Below are 21426 nucleotides of genomic sequence, written 5' to 3' on the forward strand. Positions count from 1 at the left end.
AGTACATTGTTAAAATAATCAACAACAATGCATATCTTAGCCGCTGGGAAATATAGCTGAAATAATTAAAGGTAATTAACTTGGACTTCAAAAGATTAACTAACTTCAAAGATATTATTGAGTTAGACAGACGTGTTACACCATGTGATGATCGTGACACTTTTAATATCTCATGGGGAATCGATAAAAATTACCAAACTGGCGCGGCAATTTCTATTGCCTCAATCCTTGAAAATAATAAACAGAGTAATATTAATTTTACTTTTCATATTATTGCGGATTATTTAGATCAAGGATATATTGTACTTTTGACACAATTAGCAGAACAGTATAAAACAGTTATTAAGCTATATCATATTGATTCTGAACCGTTGGTGTCACTACCTAAAACAAATATATGGCCAGTGTCAATATACTATCGCTTGCTTTCATTTGATTATTTTTCTGAACGATTAGATCGACTGCTATATCTTGATGCTGATATTACGTGTAAAGGCTCTTTAGAGGATCTTGCTGCACTGAAATTTGATGGGGAATATGGTGCGGTTGTAGTAGATGTTGATTCAATGCAGGATAAAAGTGCAGAGCGTCTACATAATCCTGAGTTTAAAGGCAACTACTTTAACTCGGGTGTCATGTATATAAACTTGCAGCAATGGCTTAACTCTAATTTAACGAAAAAATTCTTCGAATTATTGTCAGATGAAAGTATAGTTTCCAGAGTAAAATATCCTGACCAGGATATTTTAAATATCATGTTTTTGCATCATGCGGTATTACTACCGAGGAAATATAACTCAATTTACTCATTGAAGTCTGAGTTTGAGATTAAAAATAAAAATCACTATAAATCAGTGATTAATGAAGAGACAGTATTTATTCATTATACTGGTGTAACAAAACCATGGCACGAGTGGGCTAACTATTCCTCAGCACAATTTTTCCGCACAGTATATGAGAAGTCACCATGGAAGAATCAGCCTTATCAAGTTGCAAAACAAAAGCACGAATATAGAGAAGAATATAAACACCTTCTTTATCAAAATAAAATAATTCCAGGCCTGATCGCAGCAATTAAATATAAAACAATGTAATGGTGATCTTTATGATTGATAAAATCATATTTACTGTAACACCTATTTATTCTATTCCACCACGTGGTGCCGCAGCAGTTGAGACCTGGATGTATCAGGTTGCCCAAAGAACCAAATTCCCTAATCGTATTGTCTGTATAAAGAATGAAGGATATTCTGATTATTCTTACGTAAACGAAAGATGTAGTATTCATCGTATTGGATTTAGCTCGATATATAAGCGTATTTTCCAAAAGTGGACTCGGCTGGATCCGTTACCTTATTCAAAGCGCATACTGAAAGTTGCCGAAAAGTTTGAGATAACCGATCAAAGTGTGATTGTTGTCCATAACAGTATGAAGCTATATCGACAAATTCGTTCGCAAGCTCCTCAGGCTAAAGTTGTGATTCATATGCATAATGCGTTTGAACCTAAGTTGCTTGATAAAAAAGTTAAGATGATCGTACCAAGTTTGTTTTTGAAGAACTATTATCTATCTTATCTTCCTGAAGCTGATATTGTTATTGTGCCTAATGGTATTGACCTGGATATCTATCAATCGTCATATGAATCAATATCAAAAAATAAATTAAGTATTCCCCCTGAAAGCAAGGTGGTATTTTTTGCTGGACGTATAGTCCCTGATAAAGGCGTTCTCTTACTTCTGCAGGCTTTTGAAAAGTTGCTGCATGAGAACAAAAATCTGAAGCTTGTGGTTGTTGGTGATCACATGGAAGTAAGTAAGAACGATAAAGGTGATTATCAGCGTGAAGTTCGGGAAATAGCTGAGCGCCTCAAACCACATTGTATTATGTTAGGTAGTATCTCACCCGAGAAAATGCACTATTACTATCCACTGGCAGATATAGTTGTGATTCCTTCTCAATTTCAGGAGCCATTTTGTATGGTGGCTATTGAGGCTATGGGCGCTGGAAGACCTGTATTAGTCAGTACTCGAGGCGGCATGGTTGAGTTTGTTAAAGATAAAATTACAGGCTATCACCTTACAGAGCCGATGACTGCAGAAACTATTGCTCAGGATATTACCAGGGTAATGGCGGAAAGTAGTTTAGCGGATACCGCCCAACGAGGTCAGCAATATGTCTTTGGAAACTATAGTTGGTCTGCGGTTACACAACGGTTTGAAGAGGTTATTTGTAACTGGTTCGAGTGAAAAAAAGGCTACATAAAGTAGCCTTTTTTTACTATTTTATTTATTCTTCAGCGCTAACAGAAAACCTGCAAAAATACCCAACAGATCTAACTCAATCTGCTCAACGTTGCCACGTATAATAAAATAACCGAAAAATGAAAGTAAAATTATTATATAAGAATTGTATGGGGAATAGTAGTTCTCCCTAAATGCATGCGTAACACATTCTCTCACAATGCTAGTGTACACCAGTATTAAACCCACAAGTCCAAGTAATCCTGTACCAAACCATACAAAAAGAATAAGGTTGTGTGGTCCAATTGACTCGCGGAATGTCCAGTTTGGATAATCAACAACACGCTTGTTGTATACAGTTTTATAAGCGTTATTACCAAAACCATAACCAATAACTGGATTTTCTAAGATTAGGTCAAACGCACTTCCTTGCGTACCGTTAGTATAGCGATATGAACTGTCAGTTTGCTGCAATTTAAAGGTCAGTTTTTCTGACATATCTTTGTGTGAAAATATAGCTGTCAGAGCAACAATAGCTACGAGGATTCCTACAGTAAGCAATCGCCATTGTTTGTACATGATTATCCATGTAAGAGCAATAATGAATACAGATAACCATGCGCCACGGGACAATGTTCCAAGAATTAAAAAGGTGTATATCGCCCCTAACAACAGGAATAATATACGGTATTTCGCTGATTTAACGAGCCATAGATTCAGAAGCACTGGGAATAAAAACACCATTGCATCTGAAATTCCGCGATGTTGGTAATTAGTAAAAGGCATGATTCCTTGCTGATAGTCCTGATAATAAAGGACAAGTTCTGAAAGGCATCGCAAACTAAGAGCTGTAAGGAACGAGAAGAATATCAACTTTGAAATGGTTTCTTTGCTTTCTTCTCTTAGTAATACAGGGATCGCAATAGTGCATAATAAGACATTTTCAACAACTGAGTTGTTTATCTCTTTCAGGCTAGCTTTTAGTTCAGGAGTGAACACTAAAGAGACGAAGGTAGCGATTACAAGAAATGATACACTTGCAAAAACAAATGTTTTAAAAATAGGAATATAATGTCGAGGATTCTTACATAAATAAACTATCGTTGTGATAGTCATCAGGATGACAATCAAATGTTTATAACGAGTAATACCACCTAAGAAATAGGTGGCGACAAACAGAAATATAAGTCCTCTATTCCAGTTTATCTTCCAGTTTTTTTTCTCATCTAAAAAAAACTTTGTTAAAGCCATCATTTCTCCGACACTTACAAACAATTATTTAAAAAATTGCAATTAATTGATTCTAATACGGTCGAAGAACGCAAGTCTGAAAGATTTTCACTTTCTGAGCGACATGCCACTTGATTCTTCCCATACCCACCAATCAATCCTGGGTCCGTTGGACCGTACAACGTAATATTAGGGCGATCCAGTGCAGCGGTTAAATGACTCAGGCCTGTATCAACCGACACCACAAATTTTGCCCCCGCCAGTACGCGAGCGACCTCTCCCAAAGTCATCCGTGGAAGAACATCAACATAAGAAAAACCATTTGCCAGCCTACGGGCTCGTGCTTCTTCATGAGGAGCACCCCATGGCAGTTTAATACGTATGCCAGCGTTATTTAACAGGCCAATTAGCTCCCGCCAGTTGGCTTCTGGCCAGTGCTTATCATCACGCGTTGTGGCATGCAGAAATACGGCATACTGGCCCGCATCAGCATTACGTTCTTTCAGAAAATGCTGAGCGATAGCGTAATCACCCTGCGACTGGGGCCTGGAATATCCCAGACTTTTGGCGAACAATTCACGCGTACGTTCTACCGCGTGCTGCTGTTTGGCAATGTGATGTTTGCGATTATAAAACAGGCTCGCCAATGGTTCGCGCGCCGTGCTCCAGTCCATACCATGCTTGATGCCACGTGCCAGACGCGTAACCAACGCCGCGCTTTTTACCAGACCCTGCGCATCAATTATCGCGTCATACTGCTGTAAACGCACCGCATCGCGAAAGGCTTTACGCTCGGCTTTAATCGGCGCTGAAAACCAGGCTTTACGCCAGCGGCGGATCGCCACTGGGATCACCCGGTCAACGGCTGCATGCCAGGATGGGATCTGCGCGAAGCCTTCTTCCACTACCCAATCAAATTGAATATCCGGCATGACCTGCTGCGCATCGGTTAATGCCGGTAACGTATGCAGTACATCGCCCATAGACGATGTTTTAACGATCAATACCCGCATCCGTCAGGCTTCCTCTTGTAACAACAGGTCGTTAAGTTCTTCCAGCACGCGCTGGGGTGTGATGTCAATCAGGCTCTGATGATAGCCTTCTGCTGCATCGCCCTTGCGTACTTTGTGATAGCCCGTAATCAAGCGAATCACGCGCGCCTTGTGTGAAAGCGGCGGAGTAAAATCCGGGCTGCTGGGGCCATATAACGCTACCAGAGGTCGATTCAACGCTGCGGCAACGTGCATTAATCCAGAGTCGTTGGTGACCACCGCTTTGCAGGCGGCGAGAAGAATGACGGCCTGCTCCAGCTGTGTTTCGCCCGCCAGATTACGGCACCAGGCCTGCTGATCAACGTTTAGCGTCGCCAGGATCTCATTTCCGGCTTCATGGTCTTTTGCAGAGCCAAAAAGCACAATCTGATGGCCTTCATCGATCAGTTGCTTCGCCAGGTCTGCGTAGTGGTAATGTGGCCAGCGTTTCGCTGGACCAAATTCCGCACCAGGGCAAAAGCCGATGATGGGGCGTTCGGCAGAAAGGGAAAACTGGCGACAGGTCAGGGACTTTTCACCTTCGCTTACCTGCAACTGCGGCCATAGCAGAGGCTGCGGTAAATCTTTAGCTGACAGCATTACGCCTTTATCATAGGCCAGGGCTACATAGCGTTCGACCATCAGCGGCCAGGCATCTTTATCCAGCACGCGCGCATCGTTTAGCAGGCCGTAGCGCATTTCACCACGCCAACCGGTACGATGGGGAATGCCAGCAAAGAACGGTACCAGCGCGGATTTAAACGAGTTAGGCAGCACATAGGCGCGGTCATAGCGTTTTTCACGCAGGCTATGACCGAGTTTACGCCGCTCGCCGATCTCCAGCGCGCCGTGTCCCAGCGGCATGGCGATAGCTTCGTTAACTTCAGGCATGCGCGACAATAACGGACGGCACCATGCAGGTGCCATCACGTCGATTATCGCCTGGGGATAGCGCGCCTTAAGCGTGCGATAGAGACTTTGCGACATCATCATGTCGCCCACCCAGGACGGGCCTACCACCAAAATTTTCATACTTACGCGTCGCGGTTCAGCCAGGCCATATATTCCGTTACACCTTCAGCAACGGTTTTAAACGGCTTGTCATAGCCCGCAGCGCGTAGATTAGTCAGATCGGCCTGGGTAAACGCCTGATAGCGACCTTTCAGTTTTTCCGGGAATGGGATGTACTCAATGCTGCCTTTTTTGTGGTACGCAAGCGTTGCATCGGCAACGGCCTGGAAAGATTCCGCACGACCGGTACCAAGGTTAAAGATGCCGGAAACCCCGTTTTCCAGGAACCACAGGTTCACCGCAGCCACATCGCCTACGTAAACGAAATCACGCTTGAAGTTTTCACTGCCTTCGAACAGTTTTGGTGTTTCGCCATTGTTGAGCTGGGTGTTGAGGTGGAAAGCGACGCTCGCCATGCTGCCTTTATGGCCTTCACGCGGTCCGTAGACGTTGAAATAGCGGAAGCCAACAATCTGAGAATTAGCTTCTGGCAGGATCTGACGAACGTACTCGTCGAACAGGAATTTTGAGTAGCCGTAAACGTTCAGCGGTTTCTCATATTCACGGGATTCGATGAAATCAGAAGTGCGGCCGCCGTAGGTGGCGGCAGAGGACGCATACAGGAACGGAATTTCACGCTCCAGGCAGTAGTGCAACAGCTCTTTGGAGTATTGATAGTTGTTATCCATCATATACTTGCCGTCCCACTCGGTAGTGGAGGAGCATGCGCCTTCGTGGAAAATCGCTTCGATATCGCCGAAATCTTCTCCGGCCATAATCTGGATCAGGAAGTCTTCCTTGTCCATGTAGTCAGCAATATTCAGATCCACCAGGTTAACAAACTTGGTGCCATCTTTCAGGTTGTCCACCACCAGGATGTCGGTGATGCCTTTATCATTCAATGACTTGACGATGTTGCTGCCGATAAAGCCCGCGCCGCCGGTAACGATGATCATAAATGTAACCTTCGAATTTTGGAGTCAGAGACAATCTCAGACACTAATGTCTGTAATCATACCATCACATCGGCATCCCTTCAGCCTCTTAAGTAAGATGGTGGGTCGGTAGAAGGCCTATAAACACCAGTATAAGAATGCTTATTTAATGGTTATTAAGTCTATTAAATTAATCTTAAATGTACTTAGTTTTTTTATATCCATCTATGTATATTATATGTACAAAAACAAAAACTATGTGATATAATATTTTTTTTATTAATGGTTTGAAAATGGTTATGAAATCGTCTACCACTATTGTGACAGCATATTTTGATATCGGTAGGGGGGAGTGGACTGTTAATAAAGGCTTCCGTGAAAAACTTTCCCGATCTTCTGATGTCTATTTTGACTACTTCAAACGGTTAGCCGCTTTAGAAAATGAAATGGTTATTTTTACTTCGTCTGAGTTTGAGGACAAAGTTGCGGAAATACGCAAAGGTAAGCCCACAAAAATTATAACCATAGATTTAGGTAAAAAATTTAAGCATATTAATAATAAAATAAGACAAATCCAGCAGGATGATACCTTTAAGAATAAATTAGAGACGCGACAGCTAGGTAACCCTGAGTACTGGTCTCCAGAATATGTGTTGATCAATAATTTAAAAGCATATTTTGTAGTGAAGGCCATAAATGCAGGCTTAGTTAATACTCCGATGGTTGCCTGGGTAGACTTCGAATATTGCCGTAAACCGCAGGTTACTCGCGGATTAAAAGTATGGGACTTCCCTTTTGACCGTAATAAAATGCATCTCTTCACGATTAAAAAGGGTCTGGTTATATCATCCAGAAAACAGGTTTATGATTTTATGATCGGGAATCATACTTATATTATCGGCGGCGCTATTGTTGGTTCACCAGAGAAATGGAAAGAGTTTTACTCATTAGTCACTGAGTGTCAAAAAGAGACTCTCAGAAATAATATTGTTGATGATGATCAGGGTATTTTTGTCATGTGTTATTACAAGCGCCCTGATCTATTAATGCTTAATTACCTTGGTCGGGGCAAATGGTTCGATCTGTTCCGTGTTTATCGGCGAACCGCTTTAGGTGCAAAACTCCAGGCATTGCGAATTTTTCTCACTCGAAAGTAGTGGCTTGAATGAGATTGAAGGGTTACCTAACCAGATAGAATGCTGCAAAGGCATTCTTCTGCTATTGCTGTTTTTTTTTATGATTTTTTATAAAATCCAGCCAATTCAATTGGTTGCGATTCAGTGCGTCCAATGAATCCATACGACGGCATCACTGATTAGCCATGTGGGTATACGTGATTTATGCTTCATTTTGAAGAAGTGATGATGCGTCATCTCGTATCAGCGTATAGCTTTGGGTAATATGTGCTGAAATTTGCCCAGTCTGGAGAATTGAAATGCGTGGGGATTTTTACAAACAGTTAACGAACGATCTCGAAACCGCACGTGCGGAAGGATTGTTTAAAGAAGAGCGCATTATTACGTCTGCCCAGCAGGCGGATATCACCGTGGCGGACGGAAGCCACGTTATTAACTTTTGTGCGAACAACTATCTGGGGCTGGCTAACCACCCGGAACTGATTGCAGCTGCAAAAGCAGGTATGGATTCTCACGGATTTGGTATGGCTTCGGTCCGCTTTATTTGCGGTACCCAGGACAGCCATAAGCAACTGGAGCAAAAACTGGCGGCATTCCTCGGTATGGAAGATGCCATTCTTTACTCTTCCTGCTTTGACGCCAACGGCGGCCTGTTTGAAACGCTGCTGGGTGCAGAAGATGCGATTATCTCAGATGCGCTCAACCACGCTTCTATCATTGACGGTGTTCGCTTGTGTAAAGCAAAGCGTTTCCGTTACGCCAACAACGACATGGTCGAGCTGGAAGCGCGCCTGAAAGAAGCGCGTGAAGCGGGAGCCCGTCATATCCTGATCGCCACCGATGGCGTGTTCTCTATGGATGGTGTGATCGCTAACCTGAAAGGCGTTTGTGACCTGGCGGATAAATACGACGCGCTGGTCATGGTTGATGATTCCCATGCTGTCGGCTTTGTCGGCGAAAATGGTCGTGGCTCACATGAATACTGTGACGTGATGGGGCGTGTGGACATCATCACTGGTACGCTGGGTAAAGCGCTCGGCGGCGCATCTGGCGGGTACACCGCAGCGCGCAAAGAGGTTGTTGAGTGGTTGCGTCAGCGTTCCCGTCCGTATCTGTTCTCCAACTCATTGGCTCCTGCAATTGTTTCTGCCTCCATTAAAGTGCTGGAGATGGTCGAAGCAGGCAGCGAGCTGCGCGATCGCCTGTGGGCGAACGCACGTCAGTTCCGCGAGCAAATGTCTGCCGCAGGCTTTACGTTAGCGGGAGCGGATCACGCAATTATCCCGGTCATGTTGGGGGATGCGGTAGTGGCGCAAGAGTTCGCCCGCGAGCTGCAAAAAGAGGGGATTTACGTTACTGGATTCTTCTATCCGGTGGTTCCAAAAGGTCAGGCGCGTATTCGTACCCAGATGTCTGCGGCGCATACCCCTGAGCAGATTACGCGTGCTGTTGAGGCGTTCACACGCATTGGTAAACAACTGGGCGTTATTGCCTGAGGATGTGAAATGAAAGCGTTATCCAAACTGAAAGCGGAAGAGGGCATTTGGATGACCGACGTTCCTGAACCGGAAGTCGGCCATAACGATTTGCTGATTAAAATCCGTAAAACAGCCATCTGCGGGACTGACGTTCACATTTATAACTGGGATGAATGGTCGCAAAAAACCATCCCGGTACCGATGGTCGTTGGACATGAATATGTCGGCGAAGTTGTTGGCATCGGCCAGGAAGTTAAAGGCTTTAAAATCGGCGATCGCGTTTCAGGCGAAGGTCATATCACCTGCGGGCATTGCCGTAACTGCCGCGGTGGACGTACTCACCTGTGCCGCAATACGACCGGTGTTGGCGTAAACCGTCCTGGCTGCTTTGCAGAATACCTGGTGATCCCGGCATTTAACGCGTTTAAAATTCCGGACAACATCTCTGACGACCTGGCGTCTATCTTCGATCCGTTCGGTAATGCGGTGCATACGGCGCTGTCGTTCGATCTGGTTGGGGAAGATGTGCTGGTTTCCGGCGCGGGTCCAATCGGTATTATGGCGGCAGCGGTTGCCAGGCACGTTGGCGCACGCCACGTGGTGATTACCGATGTTAATGAGTATCGCCTTGAACTGGCGCGTAAAATGGGCATCACTCGCGCGGTCAACGTGTCGAAAGAGAGTCTGACCGACGTGATGGCTGAACTGGGCATGACCGAAGGGTTTGATGTCGGTCTGGAGATGTCCGGCGCGCCGCCAGCGTTTCGCACCATGCTGGACACCATGAACCACGGTGGCCGTATTGCTATGCTGGGTATTCCACCATCAGACATGTCCATCGACTGGACTAAAGTTATCTTTAAGGGATTGTTTATTAAAGGTATCTACGGTCGTGAGATGTTTGAGACCTGGTACAAGATGGCCGCATTGATTCAGTCTGGTCTGGATTTGTCGCCGATTATCACCCATCGATTCTCCATCGATGAATTCCAGCAGGGCTTTGACGCGATGCGCTCGGGCCAGTCAGGGAAAGTGATCCTGAGCTGGGATTGAATGCTCGACTTGTATTAAATGCTACCAACGGCCAGATTCTTTATTCTGGCCGTATAAATAATAAATACTATTTGCCACGAAGCTTTCTGGATAAAGATCTTATCGCTTCTTTGAGCCAGATGAGCTTATAGATTAATCCTTTTCCTTTGATGTTAATATGATATTTTCGCTGCAAAGCTAAAATATCATTAGCCTGGCAAATCTTCATATTTCCCTTACAGGATAAGTCAATTATTCTTAATTCACCGCCTGGCGTACGAATGAAATTTCCAGGGTGGATATCATTAGATGCCAACCCGGCTTTGTGAAGGCGCAGAACGCACTGCTTCACTTCATCGGCATTCTTATGGTTAATTTCTTTTAAAGGAGTGCCTTCAACATATTCATGAATAATATAAACATCATGACACTGACGAAGTCGTACTTTTTCAGCGGCATAGTAGAGATCGGCTGTACAGGCGCGCATTTCCGGGGAGAGTGTGTCCAGCTTCTTGATGAGCCAGGAATAAAAGGGGCCGGAGATAAAATTCTGCATTTTTTTCTCAAATCGAGGATCAACTTCACGGTCGTTTTTGATGATAAATTTTTGTGAGTTGTACTCGACCAGTTCTACACTGCGCATGGCGTTACCACTGCTCAATGGTTTGCCACTGATTTCTTTGTTTATATACTTATTCATCAGTGACTTAAGGTCTATTTTGGTCTCTTTGCAATAGACCGTATAACCTTTCTCATGTGTCTTACTGATGGCCATCACTTTCCTCAATATCAGTGTACATCGCGCGTTAATTTACAGGGGTATAGTATACAGGTTGTGTCCCTCAATATGTAGATGATCTGAGCTATCACAGCCCGCTGAACTCAGGCGCCGCATGGCATTTTCCCATACTGGTTGCTTTCGCTGCGCCGCTTCTGAAAATTAAACGTTCTAGCCTTAATAATTCCTTAATGAAACTGTAGTAAAAGTCATCAGTGTACTGACAAACTTGGGTTATCTGATGAGAAACCGCACAAATATGTTGAGTGTTATTATTCCGTTGTATAACGCGGGTGATAGTTTTCGGGGTTGCATGGAATCTTTGATCGCACAGACATGGGCTGCGATAGAGATCATTATTGTGGATGACGGTTCAACGGATAACTCTGTTGATATTGCAAGACATTATGCTGATAACTATTCCCATGTCCGGTTGTTACATCAGGCTAACGCCGGGGCATCTGTCGCGCGTAATCGTGGTCTGGCAGTGGCCAAAGGGGATTATGTTGCATTTGTCGATGCCGATGACCTGGTTTATCCCAATATGTATGAAACCCTGATGACCATGGCGCTTCAGGATGACCTCGATCTGGCACAGTGCAATTCTGATTGGTGCATTTTCGAAACGGGGGACACCTGGCAATCAATACCGACGGACCGTCTGCGGTCTACGGGTGTATTGACCGGCCCCGACTGGTTACGTATGGCATTGGCTTCACGCCGTTGGACGCATGTGGTCTGGATGGGGGTTTATCGCAGAGATGTTATCGAGAAAAACAAGATAGCGTTTATTCCAGGGTTGCATCATCAGGATATTGTATGGACGACGGAGTTTATGTTTAACGCCAAACGTGTGCGATATACCGAGCAATCATTGTATAAATACTTCTTACACGATCAATCAGTTAGCCGCCTTAAAAGACAAGGCTTAAAAAATCTCAATTACCAACGCCACTATATTAAAATTACACGGTTATTGGATAAGTTGAATCGTGAATATGCGGGTCGGATTACTATTTATCCGGAATTTCATCAGCAAATAACCTATGAAGCATTACGCGTTTGCCACGCAGTACGCAAAGAGCCGGATGTCCATATTCGTCAACGCATGATTGCAGAGATTTTTGTCTCTGGTATGTATAAGCGCATGATTACTAACGTACGCAGCGCCAAAGTTTTGTACCAGGCGCTGCTATGGTCATTCCGTCTCTGGAAATGGCGCGATAAAACATCCTCGCCCTCTCGTATTGCCCGTAAAACGCTTAATTTACGTTAGCGTTCATAGGGCTGGGTGAGGATGTATTCCCCCAGCCTTGCCATTGCAGGCGCATGTACTGCACCAGCGTGCTTTGGGTGATGCTTTCACCGAGCACGCTGAAGAAGCGGCTGGCGTAAACCGGCTCTAACGGCTGCTTCGGTTTGCATAATCTCACCCCGCGGAAAGGATTACGTGGCGCATCAGGTTTACCATTCTTCGGCGGTGTAAGGTTTGGTCTGGAGGTGTCTACCTGTGGTTCATTGAGCAGGCTGCTTGGGCGAACCAGCGTAATGTCCGCAGGCAGGTTATAAAGCATCTGCTGCAGGACGCGAACCGTCGAAGGGTGAGGATGCCCAATGGCAATTGCTGAACCGTTGCGGCGCGCAAGCTCAACGGCACGATTAAACTGACGGCGAATATCGGCTTCGTTTTGCGTGTCATCCAGGAAGACTTTGCGTTTGATAACCTTCACGCCGGTTCCTGATGCTGCGCGCATTGCCTGACTGTTGCCGATGGTCATACTGTCCAGGAAGTAGAGATCGTAGCGTTCCAGCGCCTGCATCACCTTCTGCATGCCGAACAGGCTGGAGGTCATCGCGCTGCCCATATGGTTGTTCAGCCCGACCGCATTCGGTACTTTGCTTACCGCGTCGCGAATAATCCGCTCAATCTCTTCGCTGCTCATTTCCGGGCGCAAAGTATCTTTCTCTAACGGCTGTTTGCTCAGCGGCGCCATCGGCAGATGGATTAAAACTTCATGCCCGCTGTTATGCGCTTTAATCGCCATTTCACGCGCGTGTGGGGCATTAGGCAGAACGGCAACGGAGAGGGTGGAAGGCATCGCCAGAACCTGATTTTCGGTGTGTGGACGATAGCCGAAATCATCAATAACGATGGCAAGTTTGCCAGCAAAAACAGGTGTTGCGAAGGCCAGCACGCTGGCGAGAGAGAATAATAGACGACGAAATTGAGGCAAAACTTATCTTCCCAACCACGGCTGTGGATTGACCGCCTGACCCTGGCGACGAATTTCGAAATAGAGTGCCGGCCTGCCCTGTCCGCCGCTGCTACCCACAAGTGCAATAGGCTGCCCGGCGCGAACCTGCGTACCGACGCTGACCAGCGCGCTCTGGTTATAACCGTAAAGGCTCATATCGCCTTTACCGTGCTCAACGACGACCACCAGACCGTAGCCCTGCAACCAGTCCGCCAGAATGACGCGGCCATCGGCAATGGCTTTAACTTCGGTGCCTTCGGATGCGCCAATAACCATCCCCTTCCAACGTAGCTCACCTTGCAACTGTTCGCCATAACGATGTAGCGTTGGGCCACGAACGGGCCAGAATGCCTGGCCGCGTGGGGAACCTAAACCGCCGGTACGGGACATCAGTGATTTTTCGCTTTCGGTTGGCTTGTAGGTTGAGCCTTTCCGTGACGCATCCTTTTGTTTGTCGCGTACGGCCTGCGCCTCGCGTGCTTCACGTTCCGCACGTGCTTTGGCTGCGGCTTCGGCGCGAGCAATGCTGTTGCGCAGGCGTGATTCGTTGGCGCGCATTTCGCCCAGTTGCTGCTGGCCCTGCTGAATCGATGACTCCAGACCCGAGAGCGTCTTCTTGCGTTCATTACGCGCCTGCTCCAGCTTAGCCTGCTGAGCGCGCTGTTCGTACAGCAACGTCTGCTGTTCGCTCTGCTTATCTTCCAGCTCGGCTTTTTGCGAGTCGACCTCTTCGCGGGTTTGTTTCAACTGCGCGATGGTTTCCTGCCGCGCCTGGTTCAGATAGCCGAAATAGGCCTGCAGGCGTTGCCCGCGCTGGCTCTCTTCCCCGCTCAGAATGAGCTGAATACCGGTGTGTTCGCCCTGGCGAAACGCTGCGTCAAGTTGGGCTGCCAGGCTACGCTCTTGCGCAGCCCGCTGTTTTTCCAGCTTCGCGAGGGCGGCATTCATTTCAGTGATTTGCGCATTCAGCTGCGCCAGCGAGTTTTGCGTTTCGCGTAGTTGCCTGGCAGCAACGGCGATGGCCTGTTCCTGAGCTTTAAGTTGAGCGAGGAGAGTGGAGCGTTGTTGTTGTTGTTGGCGTACCGCGCGTTCTTTTGCCGCGATATCAGCCTGAATAGATTTGAGCTGATCGCGCTCGTCCGCGTGGGCGGAAAAGGCGCACAGCAATACGCCAGCGCTAAGCGCGCTGGCGTAGAACAAGGGCCTGACTGAAAGCTTTTGCAGTTTCACGGCCCAAGTGATGGTATTAATCGCCTTTCCCCTCATGGGGAGGGATTATTCCACGATGAACAGCGGCTTACCAGTCATCTCTTGCGGGATTTCCATACCCATCAGCGTCAGCATCGTCGGGGCGATATCAGAAAGTTTGCCGCCTTCAACTGCTTTGACGTTTTTACCACCGACATAAATCAGCGGAACGGGCAGGTTGGTGTGTGCTGTATGTGCCTGACCGGTGGACGGATCGCGCATTTGCTCTGCGTTACCGTGGTCCGCGGTGATCAGCAGTTGGCCGCCAACGGATTCAACCGCTTTAGTCACCTGCTCAACGCAGTGATCCAGCGCTTCAACCGCTTTAACCGCAGCTTCCATCACCCCGGTGTGACCAACCATGTCGCCGTTCGGGTAGTTACAAATGATGGTGTCGTATTTTCCGCTCTGAATCGCAGCAACCAGCTTCTCGGTCAGCTCAGCAGAGCTCATTTCCGGCTGCAGATCGTAGGTCGCGACTTTCGGCGAGTTGATCAGGATGCGATCTTCGCCTTTGAACGGCTCTTCTACGCCGCCGTTAAAGAAGAAGGTCACGTGGGCATATTTTTCAGTTTCGGAAATACGCAGCTGCGTTTTGTCATTCTTCGCCATCCACTCGCCAAGGGTGTTGGCCAGAGACGCTGGTGGGTAAGCAACAGCAGTTTTGATGTCGGCTGCGTATTCGGTCAGCATCACAAAGTTGAGGTTAACGACTTTCTTACGGGCGAAGCCGTCGAAGTCAGCGTTAACAAACGCACGGGTGATTTCACGCGCACGGTCAGCACGGAAGTTCATGAAAATCAGCGTATCGCCGTCTTCCATGGCGGCTTCAGCCTGGCCTTCAGCACGGATCACGGTCGCTTTCACGAATTCGTCGTTTTCGTCGCGGGCATAAGCAGCCTGCAGGCCTTCAACAGCCGTAGCGAACTGGAACTCGCCTTTTGCCAGCGTCATCAGGTCATAAGCCTGTTCAACGCGATCCCAACGGTTGTCGCGGTCCATGGCGTAGTAACGACCGATGATGGACGCTACGCGGCCTTTGCCCAGCGCGGCAAATTTCTCTTCGAATTTCTGCAGCGAATGTTCAGCGCTGCGCGGCGGGGTATCACGGCCATCAAGGAAAGCGTGCAGATAGATTTTCTCAGCACCGCGTTCAGCTGCCATTTCGACCATCGCCATGATGTGATCTTCGTGGCTGTGAACGCCGCCAGCAGAGAGCAGGCCCATGATATGAACCGCTTTGCCGCTATTTTTTGCCTGGTCGACCGCATCGGTCAGCACTGGGTTAGCGAAGAAAGTCCGTTCTTTAATTTCAACATCCAGACGGGTCAGGTCCTGATACACGATGCGGCCCGCGCCCAGGTTGACGTGACCCACTTCGGAGTTGCCCATCTGGCGATCGGGCAGGCCGACTTCCAGGCCAGAGGCATCAATCAGGGTATGCGGACGTTTTGCCCACAGAGCATCCATTACCGGGGTTTTGGCATTAAAGATGGCGTTATCCTGGCTGTCTTCACGATAGCCATAGCCATCCAGAATCACCAGTACCATAGGTTTTTTAGAAACCGACATTGCGACAACCTCACACTCAATAGACAAAAATAATTGCGTAATTTTACTACAGCTGAATCGATAAAATAGCCCCAGAAGATCAAATAATCGACCAGAGCGTGTCGCAGAGGGCGCGGATTTACGTTTTTTTTTCCGTAGCGCCCCGCAAAAATGCAATCCAATGCACGCTCTGGCTGTATTTGCGCCAACGCGCAGGTATACTCCTTTCCTGGTTTTTTAATCACTAAGTCGGGAGTTGTTACCCCCCATGCAAGAAATTATGCAATTTGTTAGTCGCCACCCTGTATTGAGTATCGCCTGGATTGCGTTACTGGCGGCTGTATTATTTACCACGTTTAAGAGCCTGACTTCGAAAGTGAAGGTAATTACGCGCGGAGAAGCCACTCGTCTTATCAACAAAGAAGATGCGGTGATTGTGGATTTACGTCAGCGCGACGACTTCCGCAAAGGCCATATCGCGGGCTCCACTAACCTGCTGCCGAGCGAAATCAAAGCCAACAATTTTGGCGAGCTGGAAAAACACAAAAACAAACCTGTTATTGTGGTTGATGGCTCTGGTATGCAGTGCCAGGATTCAGCAACTGCGCTGATTAAAGCCGGTTTTGAGCAGGTATCTGTACTGAAAGACGGCGTAGCGGGCTGGAGTGGCGAGAATCTGCCACTGGTTCGCGGCAAGTAATTTACCCGTCTTCTTTCATGCCTCAGGGTAAAAGAACACTGGAGATAAGTCATGGCCAATATTGAGATCTATACCAAAGCGACCTGCCCGTTTTGCCATCGCGCAAAGGCGCTGTTGAACAGCAAGGGTGTGAGTTTCCAGGAACTTCCGATTGACGGCGATGCCGTGAAGCGTGAAGAGATGATCAAGCGCAGTGGCCGTACAACGGTTCCGCAGATTTTTATTGATGCACAGCACATTGGTGGTTGTGACGACTTGTATGCGTTGGATGCACGTGGTGGACTGGATCCACTGCTGCGTTAAGGCGTACCGAAGTATTTAAAGGACAACACTAAAGGGTTTTCTCAACATGTCAGAACAAAATAACACTGAAATGGCTTTCCAGATCCAACGTATTTATACCAAGGATGTGTCTTTCGAAGCGCCAAATGCACCACATGTTTTCCAGAAAGATTGGCAGCCAGAGGTTAAACTGGATCTTGATACCGCATCTACCCAACTGGCAGATGATGTGTATGAAGTAGTGCTGCGTGTCACCGTAACGGCTTCTCTGGGTGAAGAAACTGCGTTCCTGTGTGAAGTTCAGCAGGGCGGTATTTTCTCCATCAGTGGTATTGAAGGGACTCAGATGGCGCATTGCCTTGGTGCATACTGCCCGAACATTCTGTTCCCGTATGCCCGAGAATGCATCACCAGCCTGGTTTCCCGCGGTACATTCCCGCAACTGAACCTTGCGCCGGTCAACTTTGATGCGCTGTTCATGAACTATTTACAGCAGCAGGCTGGCGAAGGTACTGAAGAACATCAGGATGCCTGATGAACCAAAGTAATGCTTCAATGACTGTGATTGGTGCCGGCTCGTACGGCACCGCTCTTGCCATCACCCTGGCAAGAAATGGCCATCAGGTTGTCCTGTGGGGCCATGATCCGAAACATATCGCGACCCTCGAGCACGATCGCTGCAACGTCGCGTTCCTCCCTGATGTGCCTTTTCCCGAAACGCTGCGCCTGGAAAGTGATTTAGCCACTGCGCTGGCCGCCAGTCGTAATATTCTGGTGGTGGTGCCGAGCCATGTCTTTGGCGAAGTGCTGCGCAACATCAAACCGCTGATGCGTCCTGACGCGCGTCTGGTCTGGGCGACAAAGGGTCTGGAAGCGGAAACGGGACGCCTGCTGCAGGACGTCGCGCGTGAAGCGCTGGGGAATTCTATTCCACTGGCGGTTATCTCCGGTCCGACGTTCGCCAAAGAGCTGGCGGCGGGCATGCCGACGGCGATTTCTCTGGCCTCGACGGACGACACCTTTGCTGACGATCTCCAGCAGTTGCTGCACTGTGGCAAGAGCTTCCGCGTTTACAGCAATCCGGATTTCATTGGCGTGCAGCTTGGCGGCGCGGTGAAAAACGTCATTGCGATTGGCGCGGGGATGTCTGACGGCATCGGTTTCGGCGCGAATGCGCGAACCGCATTGATCACCCGTGGACTGACCGAAATGTCTCGTCTTGGCGCGGCGCTGGGTGCCGATCCTGCCACCTTTATGGGTATGGCGGGTTTAGGCGATCTGGTGCTGACCTGTACCGACAACCAGTCGCGTAACCGTCGTTTTGGCATGATGCTCGGCCAGGGGATGGACGTGCAGGGGGCGCAGGATAAGATTGGTCAGGTGGTTGAAGGCTACCGCAATACGAAAGAAGTTCGTGAATTGGCGCACCGTTTTGGTGTTGAGATGCCAATAACCGAGGAAATTTATCAAGTATTGTATTGCGGAAAAAACGCGCGCGAGGCAGCATTGACGTTATTAGGCCGTGCACGCAGGGACGAGCTGAGTCGCCACTAGCTGTAAGGAACTGTTGAATATAACGACCCGACCCGCGAAGAACGGGTCGGTCGTTTTGCTACCTTCTGGAGTACGCAATGCCGTGTGAAGAACTGGATATCGTCTGGAAAAACATTAAAGCGGAAGCCCGGGCACTGGCGGAATGTGAACCAATGCTGGCCAGTTTTTACCACGCAACGCTGCTCAAGCATGAAAACCTCGGCAGTGCGCTGAGCTATATGCTGGCGAATAAACTCGCTTCTCCGATCATGCCCGCCATTGCCATTCGCGAAGTCGTGGAAGAGGCCTACGCGGCCGATCCTGAAATGATTGCCTCAGCGGCCTGTGATATTCAGGCGGTACGCACGCGTGATCCGGCTGTCGATAAATATTCCACCCCACTTCTGTATCTGAAGGGCTTTCATGCGCTTCAGGCCTACCGTATCGGTCACTGGCTGTGGCATCAGGGGCGTCAGGCGCTGGCGATCTTCCTGCAAAATCAGGTGTCCGTTAGCTTCCAGGTAGACATTCACCCGGCGGCAAAAATTGGCCGTGGGATTATGCTCGATCACGCCACTGGTATTGTGGTCGGTGAAACTGCCGTGATTGAAAACGACGTCTCTATTTTGCAATCCGTCACGCTGGGCGGGACCGGTAAAGCTGGCGGTGACCGTCATCCGAAAATTCGTGAAGGCGTGATGATTGGCGCGGGAGCAAAAATTCTCGGCAACATTGAAGTCGGGCGCGGCGCGAAGATTGGCGCAGGTTCCGTCGTTTTACAGCCGGTACCCCCGCATACCACTGCAGCAGGCGTTCCGGCACGCATCGTCGGCAAGCCTGACAGCGATAAGCCGTCCATGGATATGGATCAGCATTTCAACGGGATACATCATACTTTTGAGTATGGAGATGGTATCTGATTTCGAGCTATCTTACCTGGCAGATTGAACCTGAGCTGTGCTCGTCATCCTCACGTATTGCGTGTACGCTCCGGTGACTGTGCGCAGTCCGTGTTCAATCTGTCTGCGCCGATAACGCTCGAAATGAATTTCATCAAATTAATGTAGGTCGGATCAGGCGCTAGCCGCTATCCAACAATCATCAGCTACGCAGTACCGCGCCCGGATACCCTAGCTGGCGCCAGGCCTCATACACCACCACCGACACCGCATTTGACAGGTTCATGCTGCGACTGTCTGGCATCATCGGAATACGAATTTTTTGTTCGGCCGGCAGCGCGTCAAGGATGCTGGCTGGCAGACCGCGTGTTTCCGGACCAAACATCAGATAATCCCCGTCCTGATAGCATACCGCGCTATGCGCTGGCGTACCTTTGGTGGTCAGAGCAAACAGGCGCTGCGGATGTTCTGCGGCGACGAAGGCGGCGTAATCAGGGTGGCGCAGCACGGCGGTAAATTCATGGTAATCCAGCCCCGCGCGACGCAGGCGCTTGTCGTCCCAGGTAAAGCCCATTGGCTCTATAATATGCAGACGAAAGCCGGTGTTGGCGCAAAGACGGATAATATTGCCGGTATTTGGCGGGATTTCTGGTTCGAATAAAACGATGTTAAGCATACTGCCCCCTTGATAACGGGGGGCAGAATAGCAGAAAGAGCGGGTACTATGCGACGGTCAGCGCGTGCGGTTTATAGCGTTGCAGCTTGTAAATTGTCGCGGCAGCAGCGACCAGGGCCGGAAGGCTGAGGAACATTAAGATACTGTCTGCCTGCCATTGCAGGGAAAGCAACTGGGCGCTCATCATCGTTCCGGCTACGCCGCCGAAGCGGCCCACGCCCTGCATCCAGGCAATGCCCGTCGCACGGCAGTGGGTTGGATAAAACGTGGCGGCCAGCGTCTGCAGCCCGGACTGCGCGCCGTTCATGGTAATCCCCATCAGGAAGATCAGTGCGCCGAACAAGATGATGTGGTTATGTTCAAACCCGAGAGCGAGGGCAAACAGCATCGTCAGAATAAAGCCAAGTGACACCACTTTATGGGCTTCCCAGCGGTCCATTAACCAACCGGCCAGCAGGATCCCTGCCGTACCGCCAAAGGTAAACAGCGATGTCAGCCAGGCGGATTCGGCCAGCGGATAGCCCATTCCCAGCATCAGCGTTGGCATCCAGCTCAGCAGCACGTAATAGATAACCAGCCCCATAAAGTAGGTCATCCAGATCATCAGCGTACCCGGCAGCCAGGGCATACTAAATAACTGTGCCACGCTGCTTTTTTTGACCGTGATACGGTCTTCATCCAGATAAAACTGGGTAACCTGTTCCAGACTTCCCGACATAAAGCGTTGAGCAATGCGTTTAATCTGTGCAACCCCTTTACCGCGGTGAACCAGATACTTAACCGACTCTGGCAGGAACAGCACCAACAGTGCGGTGAGGACCAGCGGGGAGATCGCACCAGCAAGCAGAACACTGTGCCAGCCGTAGTTGGGGATCAGCCAGGAGGAGATCACGCCGCCGCCCGCAGCCCCTAACGGAAAGCCACAGTACATGGTGTTAATCGCCATTGAACGACAGCGTTTCGGGGCGAATTCTGACACCAGGGTGATGGCATTGGGCATTGCCGCGCCAAGCCCAAGCCCGGTGAGAAAGCGCCAAAACGTGAGCATATTCAGCGTCTGGGCATAGGCGGTTCCCAGACTGGCGAGGCCAAAGAACAGACAGGAAAAGACCAGGACGCGCTTACGACCCATACGATCGGAAATCGGTCCGGCCAGCAGGGCACCAAATGAGAGGCCCAATAGCGCGGCGCTTAACACCGGTCCAAGATCTTGTTTCTTGATCCCCCAGTCGGCTGAAAGCGTGGGGGCAATATAGCCCATCGCCGCCGTATCGAAGCCGTCAATGGCTAAAACCAGAAAACCCAGGACAATAATGACCCAGTGGAAGCGCGAAAAAGCACTGTCATCTATCGCCTGCTGGATATTCACTTTTCCGGAATAAGCCATGTCACCCTCGCCCGTTATGATG

Annotated in this window: 21 protein-coding genes; 11 read left to right on the forward strand and 10 right to left on the reverse strand. The window is 48.8% G+C overall.

The window, feature by feature from the left end:
• The first annotated feature begins 80 nt into the window (after positions 1–80).
• Positions 81–1094 (forward strand): glycosyltransferase family 8 protein, encoded by a 1014-nt coding sequence (locus HV302_RS00575; protein WP_137352466.1) that lies wholly within the window; start codon positions 81–83, stop codon positions 1092–1094.
• Between the two features lie 11 nt (positions 1095–1105).
• Positions 1106–2248, forward strand: coding sequence for a lipopolysaccharide N-acetylglucosaminyltransferase (locus HV302_RS00580; protein ID WP_181626789.1), 1143 nt, complete (start codon positions 1106–1108; stop codon positions 2246–2248).
• 36 nt (positions 2249–2284) lie between these two features.
• On the opposite strand, the gene rfaL is transcribed toward HV302_RS00580, so the two are convergent.
• Genes rfaL through rfaD form a run of 4 tightly spaced genes read right to left on the reverse strand, consistent with a single transcriptional unit; the run spans position 2285 to position 6470 of the window.
• On the reverse strand, positions 2285–3493 hold the full coding sequence (rfaL, locus tag HV302_RS00585) for an O-antigen ligase RfaL (RefSeq protein ID WP_181627427.1): 1209 nt from the start codon (positions 3491–3493) through the stop codon (positions 2285–2287).
• Between the two features lie 14 nt (positions 3494–3507).
• On the reverse strand, positions 3508–4485 hold the full coding sequence (rfaC, locus tag HV302_RS00590; RefSeq protein ID WP_019078050.1) for a lipopolysaccharide heptosyltransferase RfaC: 978 nt from the start codon (positions 4483–4485) through the stop codon (positions 3508–3510).
• Positions 4486–4488: 3 nt separating this feature from the next.
• Positions 4489–5535, reverse strand: a complete 1047-nt coding sequence (rfaF, locus tag HV302_RS00595; protein WP_131347174.1) for an ADP-heptose--LPS heptosyltransferase RfaF — start codon at positions 5533–5535, stop codon at positions 4489–4491.
• 2 nt (positions 5536–5537) lie between these two features.
• Positions 5538–6470 (reverse strand): ADP-glyceromanno-heptose 6-epimerase, encoded by a 933-nt coding sequence (rfaD, locus tag HV302_RS00600; protein WP_003827312.1) that lies wholly within the window; start codon positions 6468–6470, stop codon positions 5538–5540.
• Positions 6471–6748: 278 nt separating this feature from the next.
• Here rfaD and yibB point away from each other — a divergent pair, with 278 nt between their 5' ends.
• The 3 genes from yibB to tdh all read left to right on the forward strand — a co-directional run bounded on the left by yibB (position 6749) and on the right by tdh (position 10116).
• Positions 6749–7606 (forward strand): protein YibB, encoded by an 858-nt coding sequence (gene yibB / locus HV302_RS00605; protein ID WP_191212332.1) that lies wholly within the window; start codon positions 6749–6751, stop codon positions 7604–7606.
• A 278-nt stretch (positions 7607–7884) separates the two neighbouring features.
• Positions 7885–9081: a glycine C-acetyltransferase gene (kbl, locus tag HV302_RS00610; RefSeq protein ID WP_046275754.1), complete on the forward strand. Its 1197-nt coding sequence runs from the start codon at positions 7885–7887 to the stop codon at positions 9079–9081.
• A gap of 9 nt (positions 9082–9090) precedes the next feature.
• Positions 9091–10116, forward strand: a complete 1026-nt coding sequence (gene tdh, locus HV302_RS00615) for an L-threonine 3-dehydrogenase (protein ID WP_046275753.1) — start codon at positions 9091–9093, stop codon at positions 10114–10116.
• A 67-nt stretch (positions 10117–10183) separates the two neighbouring features.
• Here the strand turns inward: tdh and rfaY are convergent, their stop codons facing one another.
• Complete coding sequence (gene rfaY, locus HV302_RS00620) at positions 10184–10870, reverse strand: lipopolysaccharide core heptose(II) kinase RfaY (RefSeq protein ID WP_181626791.1); 687 nt, start codon at positions 10868–10870, stop codon at positions 10184–10186.
• 244 nt (positions 10871–11114) lie between these two features.
• Between rfaY and HV302_RS00625 the strand changes: the two genes are divergently transcribed.
• The gene (locus HV302_RS00625) at positions 11115–12149 is read left to right on the forward strand and encodes a glycosyltransferase (RefSeq protein ID WP_101700435.1); all 1035 of its coding nucleotides are present in this window, start codon (positions 11115–11117) and stop codon (positions 12147–12149) included.
• Here the strand turns inward: HV302_RS00625 and HV302_RS00630 are convergent.
• From HV302_RS00630 to gpmM, 3 genes are read right to left on the reverse strand one after another with little or no spacing between them, the layout of a single operon-like run.
• On the reverse strand, positions 12136–13107 hold the full coding sequence (locus HV302_RS00630; RefSeq protein ID WP_153689905.1) for a divergent polysaccharide deacetylase family protein: 972 nt from the start codon (positions 13105–13107) through the stop codon (positions 12136–12138). The two genes, HV302_RS00625 and HV302_RS00630, sit on opposite strands and share 14 nt — an antisense overlap.
• 3 nt (positions 13108–13110) lie before the next feature.
• Positions 13111–14370: a murein hydrolase activator EnvC gene (gene envC, locus HV302_RS00635; protein ID WP_230330234.1), complete on the reverse strand. Its 1260-nt coding sequence runs from the start codon at positions 14368–14370 to the stop codon at positions 13111–13113.
• Positions 14371–14403: 33 nt separating this feature from the next.
• Complete coding sequence (gpmM, locus tag HV302_RS00640) at positions 14404–15948, reverse strand: 2,3-bisphosphoglycerate-independent phosphoglycerate mutase (protein WP_016154967.1); 1545 nt, start codon at positions 15946–15948, stop codon at positions 14404–14406.
• A 247-nt stretch (positions 15949–16195) separates the two neighbouring features.
• On the opposite strand from gpmM, the gene HV302_RS00645 reads away from it, so the two are divergent.
• The 5 genes from HV302_RS00645 (at position 16196) to cysE (ending at position 19362) form a co-directional block, all read left to right on the forward strand.
• Complete coding sequence (locus HV302_RS00645) at positions 16196–16627, forward strand: rhodanese-like domain-containing protein (protein ID WP_005120473.1); 432 nt, start codon at positions 16196–16198, stop codon at positions 16625–16627.
• A gap of 51 nt (positions 16628–16678) precedes the next feature.
• Positions 16679–16930, forward strand: coding sequence for a glutaredoxin 3 (gene grxC / locus HV302_RS00650; protein ID WP_003024152.1), 252 nt, complete (start codon positions 16679–16681; stop codon positions 16928–16930).
• Between the two features lie 46 nt (positions 16931–16976).
• The gene (gene secB / locus HV302_RS00655) at positions 16977–17444 is read left to right on the forward strand and encodes a protein-export chaperone SecB (RefSeq protein ID WP_003024155.1); all 468 of its coding nucleotides are present in this window, start codon (positions 16977–16979) and stop codon (positions 17442–17444) included.
• The gene (gpsA, locus tag HV302_RS00660; RefSeq protein WP_016154966.1) at positions 17444–18463 is read left to right on the forward strand and encodes an NAD(P)H-dependent glycerol-3-phosphate dehydrogenase; all 1020 of its coding nucleotides are present in this window, start codon (positions 17444–17446) and stop codon (positions 18461–18463) included. Before secB ends, gpsA begins: the two co-directional genes overlap by 1 nt.
• A gap of 77 nt (positions 18464–18540) precedes the next feature.
• Positions 18541–19362 (forward strand): serine O-acetyltransferase, encoded by an 822-nt coding sequence (cysE, locus tag HV302_RS00665; protein ID WP_016154965.1) that lies wholly within the window; start codon positions 18541–18543, stop codon positions 19360–19362.
• A 181-nt stretch (positions 19363–19543) separates the two neighbouring features.
• On the opposite strand, the gene trmL is transcribed toward cysE, so the two are convergent.
• Together trmL and HV302_RS00675 are read right to left on the reverse strand one after the other, a co-directional pair.
• Positions 19544–20017 carry a tRNA (uridine(34)/cytosine(34)/5-carboxymethylaminomethyluridine(34)-2'-O)-methyltransferase TrmL gene (trmL, locus tag HV302_RS00670; RefSeq protein WP_016157744.1) on the reverse strand — a complete coding sequence of 158 codons (474 nt, stop codon included), beginning with the start codon at positions 20015–20017 and terminating at the stop codon, positions 19544–19546.
• Between the two features lie 46 nt (positions 20018–20063).
• On the reverse strand, positions 20064–21404 hold the full coding sequence (locus HV302_RS00675; protein WP_181626792.1) for an MFS transporter: 1341 nt from the start codon (positions 21402–21404) through the stop codon (positions 20064–20066).
• Positions 21405–21426 lie beyond the last annotated feature (22 nt).

The sequence above is a fragment of the Citrobacter sp. RHBSTW-00859 genome (assembly GCF_013729795.1).
Classification (GTDB): Bacteria; Pseudomonadota; Gammaproteobacteria; order Enterobacterales; family Enterobacteriaceae; genus Citrobacter; species Citrobacter braakii.

Coding starts and splice junctions, on each gene's coding strand:
- cysE (WP_016154965.1), top strand. CDS start 18,541: ATGCCGTGTGAAGAACTGGATATCGTCTGGAAAAACATTAAAGCGGAA.
- HV302_RS00580 (WP_181626789.1), top strand. CDS start 1,106: ATGATTGATAAAATCATATTTACTGTAACACCTATTTATTCTATTCCA.
- grxC (WP_003024152.1), top strand. CDS start 16,679: ATGGCCAATATTGAGATCTATACCAAAGCGACCTGCCCGTTTTGCCAT.
- HV302_RS00675 (WP_181626792.1), bottom strand. CDS start 21,404: ATGGCTTATTCCGGAAAAGTGAATATCCAGCAGGCGATAGATGACAGT.
- HV302_RS00625 (WP_101700435.1), top strand. CDS start 11,115: ATGAGAAACCGCACAAATATGTTGAGTGTTATTATTCCGTTGTATAAC.
- rfaY (WP_181626791.1), bottom strand. CDS start 10,870: ATGGCCATCAGTAAGACACATGAGAAAGGTTATACGGTCTATTGCAAA.
- kbl (WP_046275754.1), top strand. CDS start 7,885: ATGCGTGGGGATTTTTACAAACAGTTAACGAACGATCTCGAAACCGCA.
- gpsA (WP_016154966.1), top strand. CDS start 17,444: ATGAACCAAAGTAATGCTTCAATGACTGTGATTGGTGCCGGCTCGTAC.
- rfaF (WP_131347174.1), bottom strand. CDS start 5,535: ATGAAAATTTTGGTGGTAGGCCCGTCCTGGGTGGGCGACATGATGATG.
- secB (WP_003024155.1), top strand. CDS start 16,977: ATGTCAGAACAAAATAACACTGAAATGGCTTTCCAGATCCAACGTATT.
- HV302_RS00645 (WP_005120473.1), top strand. CDS start 16,196: ATGCAAGAAATTATGCAATTTGTTAGTCGCCACCCTGTATTGAGTATC.
- rfaC (WP_019078050.1), bottom strand. CDS start 4,485: ATGCGGGTATTGATCGTTAAAACATCGTCTATGGGCGATGTACTGCAT.
- rfaD (WP_003827312.1), bottom strand. CDS start 6,470: ATGATCATCGTTACCGGCGGCGCGGGCTTTATCGGCAGCAACATCGTC.
- trmL (WP_016157744.1), bottom strand. CDS start 20,017: ATGCTTAACATCGTTTTATTCGAACCAGAAATCCCGCCAAATACCGGC.
- gpmM (WP_016154967.1), bottom strand. CDS start 15,948: ATGTCGGTTTCTAAAAAACCTATGGTACTGGTGATTCTGGATGGCTAT.
- tdh (WP_046275753.1), top strand. CDS start 9,091: ATGAAAGCGTTATCCAAACTGAAAGCGGAAGAGGGCATTTGGATGACC.
- yibB (WP_191212332.1), top strand. CDS start 6,749: ATGAAATCGTCTACCACTATTGTGACAGCATATTTTGATATCGGTAGG.
- rfaL (WP_181627427.1), bottom strand. CDS start 3,493: ATGGCTTTAACAAAGTTTTTTTTAGATGAGAAAAAAAACTGGAAGATA.